The following is a 15,606-nucleotide window of genomic DNA, read 5'->3' as shown; positions in this document are numbered from 1 at the left end:
TGTACTGTTACCGGTTTTTCTTATCCAAAATGGAGTTGTTGAAATAGATCTTCCAAGTCGGCAATGATCTCCCGATGAAAATCCAAATAATAGGTTTTCTGGTCAGAATCTGGCAGTTTTTCAATATCTGTTAAAATGTCCTGATAGCGGTGTAGAAGGTTCTTACCAGCCACTTTATCTATCTCATCCATTTCACCGATACCTGCTGCTATGTCATCTAAGTTGTCATATTTTGTCAGCATAGCCTCAGTCCACTCCCGCTTGTCTTTGTTGAGTGTGACAATCTTTTCTGTCAACCAGTCTTCAAACCTTTCCTCTTCTGTCAAAGAATGGTTAGTTGCGGTCTTAGTCACTCGGTCGAATTTACTAGAACGAAGGTAATTCCGATAAAACCAAACGGCAAAAAGAATGACTAGAATGATATTGACTGGAAAGACAAAGCTGAGTGTAAAAAGAACGGTCAGCCACAAGAACAACTTGACATTTCTTGTCGTTTTCACTGCTCGTTTGTTTTTTTCTTCCCACTCGTCCAATATAGCCTGGGCTTGTGCAGTATAGGTTTCAACCAATTTTGCCAGTCGGACCTTTTTCTCTGGGTCATCTTCCAGTTCCATTGCCAGATAGGCTTGGTTGGCCCTAGCCTTGGCTGCTTCATAGGTCTGAACTGTCCCCAAATAGGCCGCATTGCTATTCATCTGATTCAGCAAACGGTCCGTCTACCCTTTGATAAAAGACCGATCTCTTGATGTTAATTTACGGTAAGGCACAGCAACCCCTCCCTGTATATCTGAAATATACTACCATTTTACGATAGGTTCCATTCTTTTGCAATGCTTAAATATCATTATTTCCTTCTGCCAAACAATATGCTTAAAATGACAAAACCACCTGCCAATGCACCAATGATTACAGGGAAGCACAGTTTACGATAAAAACCAAGGCAATACTTTGTCCATCTGTCCTTCCTCCTATTTCCTACGAAAGAATATGAAAGCTATCGCAATGGCAATAATGCCTACCAGATATCAAATCGCAAATGTAAGAAATAGAAACGAACAATATATTTCTCCAGTAATTTGGTTGATAAATAAGGTTGATTTGTCAAACTTCATAATTTCAATTTACTTTATCATCTTCAATCTATAAAAAATTTAACATAGGAATAAAAGAATATTGTAAAACTGGAACGATTATTTTTTTCATAAATCTACGTCACTCATCTGACTGATAAACTTTATCGTACAAATCCTACCATTCTATCATAGCTTGTGCTGTTTGAAATGAAATAGTTTCAATTTCAGCACGACCATCCTTTAATGCAATTTAACTCATTTCTCTTGCTTTACCCTTAGTATCTCTAGAGATTCTATAGCTTGTAACTTTTTGTTTTTTTAGCAGATGAACAATAGTGTACATCATCTTAAAACAAGGTTTTCTAGCTCTCCACCCTCCTCTCCATCTCCTCCATATCATAGTCAAAAAGCAGGTCATGGCAGTCCGTAAAAAGCTGACGACGCTTGTCATCATCCACCACCGCGATATCCACTCCCCTATCGTCATAACAATGATACAGAACCTTGTCCTGACTAGATAGGAAGCAAACAGAAGCAGAAAGGTAGTTAAAGCCACCATGGTCAGCCTTGATAATCTCCCACAAGAGAGCTTTCAAATCTTGGTCAGCGACCGGAAAAAGATAGCGTTCAAAGACTAGCACTTCTCCCGTCCAGTCCTCCACTTCTATCAGCTCAGGCTCAGGACACTTGTTAAAGTTAAATTTCGATGTAAAATGCCAAAGGTAAGAGTCGATTTCCCTATCTTCCTGGCGAAGCAGCGAAAGAATCACATAGTCGTATGCTGAAGCTGCAGTCTCCATCAATTCAACTGCACGCGCATAAGCATGGTCAAGATAAACTTTTCTAGGAAGAGTCTCAGCCTCCTCTGCAGGACCAATCTCAAATCGGAGCGCCAGAGGGGTCGCATAAAAAAACGGACCTACCAATGGCTTGTTTTCTAATCGAAACTCCTCGATCCAGTTATTAAAAATCATCGTTTGCTACCTTTCAAAAAAGCATGCCATTTTCATGACATACTTGATTTCTCTTATAACAATTCATTCAGCGGTGTGAAGATAATCCGCTCCAAATCAGCCACGTAGGTTCCCAACTGCTGTTGCTTGCTGAAGTACTCTGTCAAAAGAGCGTTACCTTGAACCTGCTTATTGAAGTCCAACATCTTTTTCTGGTCCACTTCAGTCGGAATGTCACCAGCCTGCAATTTAGCCTGGATAGACTTTTGGAACTCAATATAGCCTTCCAAAATAGACTTGGCTTCTGGATTGGCTTCCACAGACACCTTAACCGCTTCAACCGCCTTGTATTCAGGCAAATTGCGGATAGCACGCTCCAATTCATTGGCAATATCATAGATATTTGTTGACATAATTTTCTCCTAATCTAGGTGGATTTGGTAGTCCGTCTGCTGACGCAACCGTCCAGCAGCATCCTCCAAATCTTCCTTATTTTTAAACGTAATTTGCAAGATACCGTAAATATCCTCACGGTTTTCCTCGTTGATACGGATATTGACGATAGAAATTCCTCGCAGGACCTCCAGCACCTTCAAGACCGTGTCTTCCTCATCCGGAACATTGATAAACAAATCATAGAAGGAATCCACACCAGCCCGCTTATGAATTTCCATAGCCTTGCGCATCTTCCGTCCATGGTCGAAAAACTCCCAGATAGCATCCTGGTCTTTTGTGGACAATAGCTGAGCCACTTGGTCCAACCTCGCCTTAAATTCCTCAATCCGTCCCAGAATCGGCTCTGGATTGGTCACCAAAATACTGGTCCACATGCCAGGCTCACTCTCAGCAATCCGCGTCATATCCCTGAAACCACCTGCCGCAAAATTATTAGTGAAAGGATGGTCCAGAGCATAGTCCCCAGCCTGATTCATCAGACTAGATGCCAAAACGTGAGGAAAATGGGAAACCTGACTGGTCACCCGGTCGTGCTCCTCTGCATCGATTTGCACAAAACGAGCACCGGTCCCCGACAACAAATCTGTCAATCGTGGCACTGCATCTGGCTTGGTCAGACTAGAAGGCGTCATGATAAAATAGGCATTTTCAAAGAGCAAGCTATCTGCCGCCTCAGCGCCCGATTTATGGCTACCTGCCATGGGATGTCCACCAATAAAGTTGATACCTTTGGGTGCCAGGTATTCCTCAGCCGCTGCCACAATGGCCACCTTGGTCGAACCTGCGTCAGTCACAAGGACATTTTCTTTTAAGCCCAATTGGCTCAGTTCTTTGATAAATTCGATAGTCTGCTGGATAGGCACACAGAGGATAATCACATCTGCCTGACCTGCATACTGGGTAAAATTGTCTGTCGCCAGGTCCACCATGCCCCGCTCCAGAGCCACGCGCCGCGATTGCTCACCGCGATTGTAGCCAATGATTCGGTAATCTGGGTGGGCCTTCCGAATACCCAGGGCCAAAGAGGCCCCAATCAGACCCAAGCCTGCAATATAAATCGTTTTTGTCATGAGACTCCTAGAAATTCTTCACATAGTCACGGTGGCTAGCCACAGCTGCCTTGAGTTCTTCCAGGTTATCAGATGAGAACTTGTCCAAGATTTCTGTCGCAAGAACTGTCGCCACAACAGACTCCATGACCACTCCCGCCGCTGGCAAAGCCGTCGGATCGGAACGCTCCACCGTCGCCTTGTAAGGCTCGTGAGTGTCAATATCCACTGACATAAGCGGCTTGTAGAGGGTCGGAATTGGTTTCATCACTCCCTTGATGACCAGGGGCTGACCATTGGTCATGCCACCCTCAAAACCACCGAGATTGTTGGTGCGGCGAGTGTAGCCCTCTTCTGCATTCCACAGGATTTCGTCCATGACCTGGCTACCTCTCAAATAACCTGCTTGGAATCCTACTCCAAATTCTGCTCCCTTGAATGCATTGATTGACACAATAGCCTGTGCTATTTTTGCGTCTAATTTTTTATCCCATTGTACATAGGAACCAAGACCAGCAGGCACTCCACCGACAACTGTCTCGACAACACCACCAATCGTGTCTCCGTCCCGTTTGATTTGATCAATGTAATCCTTGATTTCCTGCTCACGTTCCTGGTTGACAATGGATACTTCAGACTTAGCAGCCAATTCACGAATTTCTGCAACAGTCAGACCATCTGGAACGTCGATTTCCTTGCCACCGAAGACGACAACGTGGTTGGCAATTTCAATATCCAACTCAGCCAAAATGCGCTTGGCAACGGCACCTACCGCCACCCGCATGGTCGTCTCACGCGCAGATGACCGCTCCAAGGAATTACGAAGGTCGTCAAAACGGTATTTCATCCCGCCGACCAAGTCCGCATGACCTGGACGAGGATGCTTGATCCGGCGTTTAGACTTGAGCTTGTCCTCAATATCTTCCACTGCCATAATGTCCAGCCACTTCTGGTGGTCTTTGTTGGTCACATTGAGCGTAATCGGTGCCCCAGTCGTCTTACCATGACGAACACCAGCCGTGATTTCCACACGGTCTGTCTCGATTTTCATCCGACTTCCGCGACCGTAACCGCCCTGACGGCGAATCAAGTCCGCATTGATGTCATCTGCAGTCAATGGAAGGCCGGCAGGAACTCCCTCAATAATAGCTGTCAAACGTGGTCCATGGGACTCTCCAGCAGTTAAATATCTCATCCTAATTCTCCAAAATCTCTAAAAACTTGCGGGTATTGGCCAGGGACATTTGCCCAGGCGCAGAAACCTCATCTAAACTTGCAAAGGTCCAGCATGAACCAGTTATGTGACCAGCGATGCGAGTGAGTTTACCCAGCTCACCCATGGAAATCGTCGCAAAGGTCTGCTCTGCATTGAGGGTTTTGAAACCTCGTGTGTAGTTCATCACATCCAGAACATCCTGCTCCGACTTAGCCATCACAGCAATCTTAACAACAGCTGGCGATAGACTAGTCAATTCAGACATGATTTCCAGATAGTTGGCCGGTGTCTCCTCAAAGTTGTGGTAGCTCAGCACCAAATTTGGAAAGTCCAGCATCTGGTCGAAGACGGCCTTATATGAATAATATTCAAAATCAATGTACTCAGGCTGATAAAGTCCAGCAACTTCCTTGATTAAGTCCACATATTCCTGGTCATCTAGGTCCAGATAGCCACCCTCACGCGTCGTACGAACCGTGAAAATCACTTCCTTACCATTGCATTTTTCAAAAATAGCAGGCGCAAGAGTCAAGATAGCTTCTTTTTGCAGATAATCTGCCCGCCATTCAATCAAGTCCGCCTCGGCCAGACGCTCAACGTCTAAGGCTTCCACTTCCTCCAAATTTCTAGGCATAATCGGAACGACTATTTTCATTTTTTCACCTGTATTGTAAAGACCTTAAGGTAATTACTACTTTCATCTTTTTTATTGTATACAAAATCCGACGGAAGACGATAGGTCGTCACATAGCGATGCTTGACAGCGCCGAATCCTTTTTCAATCTGGTCCTTGAATTTCTCCAGGGAAAGATTGGCCGCATTGGTTGACAAAATCAAATGACCATTTGGCTCTAAAATCTCCACCGCCTGACTAACCAGCTTATGGTAGTCCTTGGCAACCGAAAAAGTTTGTTTTTTATTACGGGCAAAGCTTGGTGGATCAATAACGATAACATCGTAGGTCAAGCTCTTACGCTTGGCATATTTGAAGTATTCAAAAACATCCATGACCACAAAGCTATGTTGGTCAACATCCACACCATTTGCCTCAAAATGCGCCTGGGACAGCTCCCGAGATCGCTTAGCCAAATCAACAGAGGTCGTCCGGCTGGCTCCGCCCATAGCCGCTGCAATCGAGAAGGCTGCCGTATAGGAAAACATATTGAGCAGGGATTTTCCAGCTGCGAGACCATCTATTAGTGAGCCACGGACCTCATGCTGGTCCAGAAAAATTCCCGTCATCAATCCATCGTTCATAAAAACTTGATAGCGGACACCATTTTCCAAAACCGTAAAGGTATCTGGAGCCTCCTGACCGTATAGATGTGCACTCTCATAATCCAATCCCTTAAAACGAATCTTTTCATAGGCACCTGCAAGCTCTTGATAAACCTGGCTAAAGGCAGAAATAATCACCTCTTTGATGCCATAAACAAAGGAATTATACCAGGAGAATACAGCATAGTCAGCATACAAATCCACTGTAAAACCACCAAAACCATCGCCATCTTGATTGAAGAGACGGAAGGCAGTCGTCTGCTCAGAATGGAGATAGGCCTGCCGCTTAGATTTGGCGGTCTCAAAGAGTTTGACAAACCATTCCTCTGTCACTGCCTGCTTGGTAGAACTAACCAACCAGCCATAGCCCTTATTCTCTTTGGAAATATAGGCCTGACCAATAAACTGATTGGCTTGATTATAGAGTTCCACCCACTTGTCCAGCTCCGGTTGAACCAAAAAATCGTGTTCCAGGAGACCATGCTGTCCTCTTTTTAGCCTTTTTTCAGCTTTGGGATGTAGAATCAATTTCATGGAAATATTATACCAAAAAATTATTCGATTCACAAAAAAACTCCTAGAATTCAAGTATGTTTTGAAAATGTGGTATAATGATGAGAACCTATATTCACAGACCGGAACTCTTATATAGAGCCAGTTTTTAAATCTGCCTTCGGTGTGAAGGAGCATATAAAATTTTTTGAAAGAACAGAGAGGACTTTAGAATGGTGAAAAAGATTAGCCAATGGATGAAACAGCACCTGAGTGGCCGACTGGCTTTTATTCTTGCTCTCCTGACCAGCTATTGGCTCAAGACCTTGTGGGCCTATTTTGTTGACTTTAACCTGGACCTATCCAACCCCTACCAGTTGCTGATTGCCATTATCAACCCTATTCCACTGGGGCTGCTGCTGCTGGGGCTGGCCCTCTATATCAAAAATAGCAAGCTCTTTTACGCAACTGCAGGGACAATTTACTTCCTCCTCTTTGCCTGGCTGTTCGCAAATGCCGTCTACTACCGAGAATTTTCAGATTTCTTCTCCGTCTCGACTATTTTGGCATCTTCCAGCGTTTCCGAAGGGTTTAAGGGACAAGCAGTGACCAAGTTATTTCGTCCCTGGGACCTAGTTTATTTCTTAGATTTTGTTGGTCTGATTTTCCTGATTCGCGCTAAAAAAATAAGCTTAGACCGTTCAGTTTTCCCTCAGAAACAGGCTCTGGCCCTAACGTCACTATCTGTTCTGCTTTTTTCGATCAACCTATTCTTAGCAGAAATTGATCGCCCAGAGCTCTTGTCCCGCGGTTTTTCCAATACCTATATCGTTCGGGCCCTGGGCTTACCAGCCTACTTAAGCTATAATGCCAACCAGACCTATTCTGCGGAGAAGGACCGTTCCGGTGCCAACGCAGCCGATTTGGAGCCTGTGCAAAGCTTCATCCAAACCAATTATGCAGCACCAAATCCTGAATTTTTTGGCAAGGCCAAGGGGAAAAATGTCATCTACCTGCACCTGGAAAGTCTACAGCAGTTCATCATTGATTACAAACTAGAGGTCGACGGCCAGGAATACGAGGTTACTCCCTTCCTCAACTCCCTCTACCATTCCAACTCTACCCTTGCTTTCTCAAACTTCTTCCACCAGGTCAAGGCGGGGAAAACCTCCGATGCTGAGACCATGATGGATACATCCTTATTCGGACTCGACCAGGGTTCCTTTATGGTCCAGTATGGGGGAAGCAATAGCCAGCAAGCTGCTCCCTATATCCTATCCAAGTTGGCCGGTTACGACTCAGCTGTCTTCCACGGAAATAGCGGCACCTTCTGGAACCGAAACAACACTTACAAGCGCTGGGGATACAACAACTTCTTTGATATTTCCTACTTCTCAGAACCGACGGAAGAAAATTCCTTCCAATACGGGCTCAATGACAAGGTTGTCCTGGCTGATTCCATTCAGTATCTGGAACTTCTCCAGCAACCATTCTACGCCAAATACATTCTTGTATCCAATCACTATCCCTTTACAACCAGCTTGAGCGGAGACGAAGTCGGCTTCCCACTGGCCAAGGGAGAGGATGCGACCATCAATAGCTACTTTGCGACAGCAAACTATCTCGATGCAGCAGTCAAGGCTTTCTTTGACTACCTGAAAGAAAGTGGCCTCTACGAAAATTCTATCATTGTCCTCTACAGCGACCATTACGGTATTTCTAATTCCCGTAACCCGGATTTGGCTGCCCTCATTGGCAAGGACTCAGAAACTTGGTCCGAATACGACAACGCCATGTTACAACGGGTTCCCTACATGATTGTGGTACCTGGAATGACAGAGGGACGAATCATTGATACCTACGGTGGCGAGATAGACTCCTTGCCAACCATTGAGCACTTACTAGGCATTGAAACCAATCAATTCCTACAAGTTGGACAAGATTTACTGTCACCGCAGAAACAACAGATTGTTGCCATGCGAACAGCAGATACCTTTGTTACACCAGAATATACATCCTATGCTGGCAAGCTCTACTACACCGATAGTGGCATCGAACTCACCAATCCAGATGAAACGACTTTGGCTAAAATCGAAAATATAAAAAATCGGGTAGCTTCTCAGTTAGCAACTAGCGATGCTATTCAAACTGGCGATCTCTTCCGTTTCTTAAAAACCGATATCGGATTCCCAGATGTTTCAACTTATTCCTATCAAGATTCCCTGAAAAAACTGCTAGAAAGAGAAGAAACACTTGGTCAAGAGTCAACCAGCCTCTGGGCACGAAAAAATAAACAATCGACCGTCAGTCTCTTTAAAGCACCGAGCTATCAGGAATTGCATAAAGAAACAGCTGAGACAAGTGCGACAACTTCCAGCAACACAGATGATTCTGACACAACAACGGAAACCAGCACCAGCGCAGGGAATTAGGAAATGGGAGATAAGCTAACTTCCTTTCCCTGTGTCATTAATTTGAAACCTGTTGACATATTTCACTACTCCTTAGAATGACCATTCTGAGGAGTTTTTCTATGCAGATTGCACCTATACAACTGTCCTTTCAACCTTAATCCAATTGCTTCGCTGCAATCTCCAAAGCGCAAACAAGGACCGAAGCTACTGCTTCAGTCCTTAATCTTCTGTTAATAACGAATGCTTTCGCGAGTCTTTTCGTATGAACGAACAAAACGTTCTGTAACGCCTGGTTCAACTGCTTCCAAGGCAAATGAGATTTCTTCAAATGATGCTTGATAATCAAAATCTTTTTCAAAAATTGCAAGCGAACGATTGAAGGCTTTTTGAATATTCTCGTCGAATGAACGGTAGCGGTTAGAATACTGAAGCAACTGCTCTGTCAGTGTAGAATACTGAACGATTGAGTAGGCAATTTCTTCTAATTTTTCCATATCATAGGTCGCATTCTCCAACAATCGATTAATGATTTCAATATTGATTTTTGAATACTCTAACTCTGCCGCCAAAGCTTCCACCTGATCGCTGGTACGGAAGAAACTTGAAAGGAAATATTCTGGAATACCAGGAAGATTTCGTTTTTCCATAAAGCGTTTCAGGGTGTGCAGCTTATGAATGTAGAGATTTGCTTTGATACGAGCCGATTTTTCTGAATCCTCTTGGGTCTTGAGATAGTCTGCCAAGACTAGCTGCTCTTCTTCAATTTCTTTCAAACTTGCAAGGGCATGTTCCAAGCGCTCCTGAAGAATTGAATAGGCTACCTGAGGATTGTCCAAATCTTCAACACCTTCTGTCACAACAGCATCCAGTGATGTCAAGCGATTTGCCAATTGTTGAATACGAGAAACCTTGCTATCCGCCAAAACGTAGGTAGCTTGAAGAAGGTTAACCTCTTCTGTCAATTTATCTGAATTGCTGCGGATATGCTCCAAATACTTGGGTAGGGTTTTGCTGATTTTAACTGTCTCTTTGTGAGCATCAATTTCCTTCTGGAATACATCATAGAGATGGTCAATGCGCTCTTGAATGTGGGTATTTTCAGCCTCAGCCACATCCAAATCAAATGACACGATGAGGGCTGAATTTTCACGAATAGCAACACGGATTTCCTGGAAAGTCGACTCAATGTCCGTCTCTGTGAACAGGTAATTCTGCTCAACCAACTTACGGTAACCAGACTCCAAATCTTCCAACTGCTCTGGGAAGTCTACATCCACTTTCTCCACCAAGGCAGGGATTAGATCCATGATTTGATTGAGGGCAATCATGTGCTCCTCTGTCTTGTTCAGAATTTCAGCTGCCTCAAGCGGATCACCAGAAGAATTGAGCATAACGAATTCTGAAAATTCCACTTCGATATTCTTAACTTGCTTTTCAAGCTCTGGAAGTGTATCGCCGTACTTGCCTGAATTTTTCTGCAGAGTTGCCTGCAATTCTTCAAACATATCCAAGGCGTATTTGACACGACCAGTATTTTTCTCTTCTTGTTCGGAAAGCTCTGCCAAGCCTTGACGGATTGACGTGATATCTTCTTCAATCAGGTCAATCTGGCTCTCAATGCTGTCAATAGCATTCTTTGTGCTGACAAAGCGGAAAGCATTGTTAAACCCTTCTGCTTCAAAAATATGGTTCTCAATATCTGCAAATGAATTGAGGGAAAGATCCACCCATTTTTGATTCCACTCGCGGAAGGAAATTTGACTCTGACCAATCAAGTGCAAGGTCTTAACTTGCTCAACTTCATCGTTCACTGGTAGGTTGAATAGCTCTTCCTTACGATCCTCCAATTGAAGCAACTTTTGCTCGTTTTTCTTTCGGATAATAAGGCAGGCTACATAGGCAACAATTAATATAACAACAATCGCTACGATTAAATAGATTGTTCCTTTAGACATGTAGTTCTCCTTAGATAGTATAGTAATTTACTAGAATATATCGCCTTATTATACCATATATTGCTAGCTAGTGCACAATTTTTTTCAGTGAATATGTTCTAAATATCCAATGTTGAGTAAACCGCATTTTCCTCGATAAACTCGCGACGGGGTTCAACCTTGTCTCCCATCAACATATCAAAGATTTTATCTGCCTCAGCAGCATCATCTACTGAAACTTGTGCCATAAGACGATTTTCAGGATTCATGGTTGTTTCCCAGAGCTGGTGATCGTCCATTTCTCCCAAACCTTTGTACCGCTGAATGGTTGGCTTGGAACGTCCTGTACTATGTCTTTCTAAGGCTGCCTGGAGTTCTTGTTCTTGATTGGCTCCTGGTTGGATGTATTCCTTAATCTCACTTCCGACCTTGACACCATAGATTGGTGGCTGGGCAATATAGACGTAACCCGCTTCGACAATCGGACGCATGTAACGGTAAAAGAGGGTCAAGAGAAGGGTTCGGATATGAGCTCCGTCGACATCGGCATCGGTCATAATGACCAATTTTTGGTAGCGAGCTTTCTCAACATCAAAATCTGCCCCAAAACCAGTCCCCATAGCTGTAAAGAGACTACGGATTTCTTCGTTGGCCAGGATTTTATCCATGCTGGCCTTTTCCACGTTCAAAATCTTACCACGGATAGGCAGAATGGCCTGGAACTCACGGTCACGACCAGATTTAGCCGAACCACCAGCCGAATCCCCTTCGACGATAAAGAGCTCTGTCTTAGTCGCGTCATTTGACGAACAATCAGCCAATTTACCAGGCAGGTTGGAAATCTCCAAACCTGACTTCTTACGGGTGACTTCACGCGCCCGCTTGGCAGCAATACGAGCCTTGCTGGCCAGAATGCCTTTTTCTACAATTCGACGGGCAATTTGTGGATTTTCCAAAAGAAACTCCGCAAAGGCGTCTGAGAAGAGACGGTTGGTGATTTTAACAACTTCGCTGTTGCCCAGCTTGGTCTTGGTCTGACCTTCAAACTGCGGTCCAGGGTGCTTGACAGAGATAACGGCGGTCAGACCCTCACGAACATCCTCACCAGTCAGATTGTCCTCATTTTCCTTGAGGATTTTATTTTTCTTAGCATAGTCATTGATAACACGAGTCAGGGCCGTACGGAAACCTTGCTCATGGGTACCGCCTTCATGGGTATGGATATTGTTGGCAAAGCTGACCACATTTTCATGGTAGCTGGTCGTGTACTGCATGGCCACTTCGACGGTGATGTCGTCCATCTCACCGTCTGTGTAAATCGGCGTCTCAAAGATGACATCCTTATTTTCATTGAGATATTCCACGTAAGAGGCAATACCGCCCTCATAGTGGTACTCCTTGGTCTGCTCCTGCCCCTCACGCTTATCGCTGATGGTCAACTGCAAACCACGGTTGAGGAAGGCCAATTCCTGGATACGTTTATTGAGCTTAGCAAAGTCAAACTCGGTCGTTTCCGTGAAGATTTCTGGGTCTGGAATAAAGTGAACGGTAGTACCATTGCGGTCTGTCTCACCAATGACCTTCAAATCATCTACCACTTCACCACGACGGTATTCTTGATAATATACCTGACCATTTTTATAGACATGGACATCCAGCTGGGTAGACAGGGCATTGACGACCGATGAACCTACACCGTGCAAACCACCTGACACCTTGTAGCCACCACCGCCAAATTTACCACCGGCGTGGAGAACGGTAAAGACTGTCTCAACGGCCGGACGACCTGTTTTTTCCTGAATATCAACCGGGATACCACGGCCATTGTCAACAACCGTAATCGAATTATCCGGCTCAATAAAGACTTCAATCTTGCTGGCAAAGCCTGCCAGTGCCTCGTCAATCGAGTTGTCGACGATTTCCCAAACCAGGTGGTGGAGGCCTTCTTTAGAAGTAGACCCGATATACATACCCGGACGCATGCGAACAGCCTCCAGTCCCTCTAGGACCTGAATTTGACTGGCATCATATTCCTGGGCTTTTTCTTGTAAATCTTTGATTTCTTCTGTCATGTTCATCCCTTATTTTTCTAGTTATACTTAATGAAAATCAATCTAGCCTAGCTTCAACTGTTTGGGGAACAGTTGAAGGCTGGAAATAGAGCGAACTTGTTCGCCTCAAAAACGCCGAAGGTAGAACTCTGTCGTTCTCTCGTTTCAAGGCGACAGGCTGAAAACCTCCCCCGGGGCTTTTCACTCACCAATGCGCTTGACGACGGATATTTTTGATTTTCGAAGAGTATTAAAACATTCTAACGAATACCCTTCATTATACCATATTTTAGCGCCAATTCCTACTAAAAGCAGACAATTCCCCTGAGAAGCAGACCCTAACTCTCACCCCAACAATCAAGACACAGAACCCAAGAAAAAAGCCTCTAGACGGATGCTAAAGACTTCAATAGTTTATGCTATTCTTACAATTCTGTGATATCACCTGTGCGGAGATAGACCATCCACTCACAGATATTTTTCGCGTAATCCCCTACACGCTCCAGGTAGGTCAAGACTTGGAAGTAATCACGTCCGGCAATCAAAGCGTCCGGATTTTTCTTGATTTCTTCAGTGGTCAATTCCTGGATTGTCGCGTAGAAATTATTGATGATTTCATCACGAGCTGCCACTTCGTAGGCTATTTCGATTTCTGATGCATTCAAGTAGAGATCCAGAGCCGCTTCTACCAGATTACGGACTTCTTTACCCATCTTCTTGATTTCATCTTCAACAATCTGGATACGAACTTCACCCTTCATGCGGATAGTCGCCTTGGCGATAGAAACAGCATGGTCTCCCATACGCTCCAAGTCGCTGGTTGCCTTCAAGACAGTGATAACACGGCGCAAGTCTGTTGATACAGGCTGTTGCAAGGCAATGATTTCAAGTGACTTTTTCTCAAGTTTGACTTCAAACTCATTGATTTTGCTATCTGCCTCGATGACTTCCTTAGCCAATTCACGGTCATGAGTTGTAAAGGCACGGACTGCATTGTTGATTTGCGCCTGTACTTCGTTCCCCATGGCATAGAATTGATTATGCAATTTTCCTAATTCTTCTTCAAATTGTGCTCTTAACATATATATCTCTTTTCTATATCTAAATGAAGATTAACCGAATTTACCAGTAATATAGTCTTCGGTTTCCTTGTGAGCTGGATTCAAGAACATTTCCTTGGTTTTATTGTACTCAATCAAGTCGCCATCCAAGAAGAAACCAGTACGGTCTGAGATACGGGACGCCTGCTGCATAGAACGGGTAACCAGAACCATGGTGTACTTTTCTTTCAAGCCATAGAGCGTATCTTCAATCTTACCAGCCGAAATCGGGTCAAGGGCCGAGGTAGGCTCATCCATCAAAATAATCTTAGGACTGGTTGCCAATACACGGGCCACACAAACACGTTGCTGCTGACCACCTGACAAACCCAAGGCCGAGTCATGGAGACGATCCTTGACCTCATCCCAGATAGAAGCACCTTTGAGCGAACGTTCTACTGCCTCATCCAAGACGGCCTTATCCTTGATACCATTGATACGAAGACCATAGACAACATTCTCATAAATGGTCATTGGGAATGGGTTGGGTTGCTGAAAGACCATCCCGATTTCCTTGCGCAAGTCAACAGTATCTGTGCGTGGACTATAAATATTCTTGCCGTTGTAATCAATAGCTCCTGTCAAGGTTACTTCTGGGTTCAAATCGCCCATACGGTTGATAGACCGCAAAAGCGTTGATTTACCAGAACCTGAGGGACCAATCAAGGCTGTAATCTCATTTGGGTAGAAATCAATAGAGACGCTGTTCAAAGCCTTTTTCTTATTGTAGTAAACAGACAAATCTTTTACTTGTAAAATAGGTGTTGTCATGGTGTCTCCTTTCTATCCGAAGTGTCCTGAAACGTAGTCGCTGGTTGACTTGAGTTTGGCATTTTGGAAGACGTTTGATGTCTTATCATACTCAATCAAATCACCCAGGTAGAAGAAGGCTGTATAATCGCTGGCCCGGGCTGCTTGTTGCATGTTGTGAGTCACGATGATAATCGTATAATTCTTCTTGAGTTCAAACATGGTTTCTTCCAACTGCATCGTCGCAATTGGGTCCAGGGCTGAAGCTGGCTCATCCATAAGCAAAATCTGTGGTTTTACAGAGATAGCACGCGCGATACAGAGGCGTTGCTGCTGACCACCTGACAAGGTAAAGGCTGACTTGTGCAAATCGTCTTTGACCTGGTCCCAGAGGGCTGCTTGCTTGAGCGAGTTTTCCACGATTTCATCCAAGACTTGCTTGTCCTTGACACCTGCACGCTCATGGGCAAAGGTAATGTTTTTGTAGATGGACTTAGCAAATGGGTTGGGACGTTGGAAAACCATACCGATGTGCTTACGGATTTCGTAAACGTTCATGTTTGGCTTGTTAATGTCAATTCCTTCATAGAGGATTTGGCCGGTTACCTTGGCAATATCAATGGTATCATTCATCCGATTGAGACTGCGAAGGTAAGTCGATTTCCCACAACCTGACGGACCAATCAAGGCTGTGATTTTATTTTTCTCGAACTGCATATCAATGCCCTTGATAGCCTCATTTTTACCGTAGTAAACATGTACATCCTTTGTCGAAAGGGCAATTTTTTCTTCTGGGAAGGTAATGATATGGCGTTCATTCCAGTTATATTCTGCCATTTT

At 44.4% G+C, this 15,606-nt stretch carries 13 protein-coding genes; 1 reads left to right on the top strand and 12 read right to left on the bottom strand.

Annotation, left to right across the window (positions count from 1 at the left end; translation table 11 throughout):
• Nucleotides 1-20: 20 nt before the first annotated feature.
• From ACHBIE_RS01325 to ACHBIE_RS01295, 7 genes are all read right to left on the bottom strand, one after another.
• Complete coding sequence (locus ACHBIE_RS01325; protein WP_394732509.1) at nucleotides 21-707, bottom strand: hypothetical protein; 687 nt, start codon at nucleotides 705-707, stop codon at nucleotides 21-23.
• A 728-nt stretch (nucleotides 708-1,435) separates the two neighbouring features.
• Nucleotides 1,436-2,047 (bottom strand): DUF3885 domain-containing protein, encoded by a 612-nt coding sequence (locus ACHBIE_RS01320; RefSeq protein ID WP_394732508.1) that lies wholly within the window; start codon nucleotides 2,045-2,047, stop codon nucleotides 1,436-1,438.
• 53 nt (nucleotides 2,048-2,100) lie between these two features.
• Nucleotides 2,101-2,439 carry a YlbF/YmcA family competence regulator gene (locus ACHBIE_RS01315; RefSeq protein WP_105110968.1) on the bottom strand — a complete coding sequence of 113 codons (339 nt, stop codon included), beginning with the start codon at nucleotides 2,437-2,439 and terminating at the stop codon, nucleotides 2,101-2,103.
• Nucleotides 2,440-2,448: 9 nt separating this feature from the next.
• The gene (locus ACHBIE_RS01310) at nucleotides 2,449-3,552 is read right to left on the bottom strand and encodes a prephenate dehydrogenase (RefSeq protein ID WP_105137178.1); all 1,104 of its coding nucleotides are present in this window, start codon (nucleotides 3,550-3,552) and stop codon (nucleotides 2,449-2,451) included.
• A gap of 7 nt (nucleotides 3,553-3,559) precedes the next feature.
• On the bottom strand, nucleotides 3,560-4,726 hold the full coding sequence (gene aroC / locus ACHBIE_RS01305; protein WP_394732507.1) for a chorismate synthase: 1,167 nt from the start codon (nucleotides 4,724-4,726) through the stop codon (nucleotides 3,560-3,562).
• 1 nt (nucleotide 4,727) lies between these two features.
• The gene (gene aroD, locus ACHBIE_RS01300; protein WP_105160665.1) at nucleotides 4,728-5,402 is read right to left on the bottom strand and encodes a type I 3-dehydroquinate dehydratase; all 675 of its coding nucleotides are present in this window, start codon (nucleotides 5,400-5,402) and stop codon (nucleotides 4,728-4,730) included.
• Nucleotides 5,399-6,559: a class I SAM-dependent rRNA methyltransferase gene (locus ACHBIE_RS01295; RefSeq protein WP_394732506.1), complete on the bottom strand. Its 1,161-nt coding sequence runs from the start codon at nucleotides 6,557-6,559 to the stop codon at nucleotides 5,399-5,401. The genes aroD and ACHBIE_RS01295 overlap by 4 nt, the downstream gene beginning before the upstream one ends.
• A gap of 194 nt (nucleotides 6,560-6,753) precedes the next feature.
• Between ACHBIE_RS01295 and ACHBIE_RS01290 the strand changes: the two genes are divergently transcribed.
• Complete coding sequence (locus ACHBIE_RS01290; RefSeq protein ID WP_394732545.1) at nucleotides 6,754-8,949, top strand: LTA synthase family protein; 2,196 nt, start codon at nucleotides 6,754-6,756, stop codon at nucleotides 8,947-8,949.
• 212 nt (nucleotides 8,950-9,161) lie between these two features.
• On the opposite strand, the gene ezrA is transcribed toward ACHBIE_RS01290, so the two are convergent.
• The 5 genes from ezrA to pstB (ACHBIE_RS01265) form a co-directional block, all read right to left on the bottom strand.
• The gene (ezrA, locus tag ACHBIE_RS01285; protein WP_394732505.1) at nucleotides 9,162-10,886 is read right to left on the bottom strand and encodes a septation ring formation regulator EzrA; all 1,725 of its coding nucleotides are present in this window, start codon (nucleotides 10,884-10,886) and stop codon (nucleotides 9,162-9,164) included.
• Between the two features lie 98 nt (nucleotides 10,887-10,984).
• Nucleotides 10,985-12,937, bottom strand: coding sequence for a DNA topoisomerase (ATP-hydrolyzing) subunit B (gene gyrB, locus ACHBIE_RS01280; protein ID WP_105110973.1), 1,953 nt, complete (start codon nucleotides 12,935-12,937; stop codon nucleotides 10,985-10,987).
• 404 nt (nucleotides 12,938-13,341) lie between these two features.
• A complete protein-coding gene (phoU, locus tag ACHBIE_RS01275; protein WP_105123238.1) occupies nucleotides 13,342-13,998 on the bottom strand; it encodes a phosphate signaling complex protein PhoU in 657 nt (218 codons plus the stop codon).
• Nucleotides 13,999-14,028: 30 nt separating this feature from the next.
• Nucleotides 14,029-14,787, bottom strand: a complete 759-nt coding sequence (gene pstB / locus ACHBIE_RS01270) for a phosphate ABC transporter ATP-binding protein PstB (RefSeq protein ID WP_105110975.1) — start codon at nucleotides 14,785-14,787, stop codon at nucleotides 14,029-14,031.
• A 12-nt stretch (nucleotides 14,788-14,799) separates the two neighbouring features.
• Nucleotides 14,800-15,603 carry a phosphate ABC transporter ATP-binding protein PstB gene (pstB, locus tag ACHBIE_RS01265; RefSeq protein ID WP_105123237.1) on the bottom strand — a complete coding sequence of 268 codons (804 nt, stop codon included), beginning with the start codon at nucleotides 15,601-15,603 and terminating at the stop codon, nucleotides 14,800-14,802.
• Nucleotides 15,604-15,606 lie beyond the last annotated feature (3 nt).

Source organism: Streptococcus sp. A23 (assembly GCF_043674155.1).
GTDB lineage: Bacteria > Bacillota > Bacilli > Lactobacillales > Streptococcaceae > Streptococcus > Streptococcus suis_V.
The sequence above is the reverse complement of the archived record's forward strand: the minus strand, read 5'-3'. Positions and strand labels throughout refer to the sequence as shown.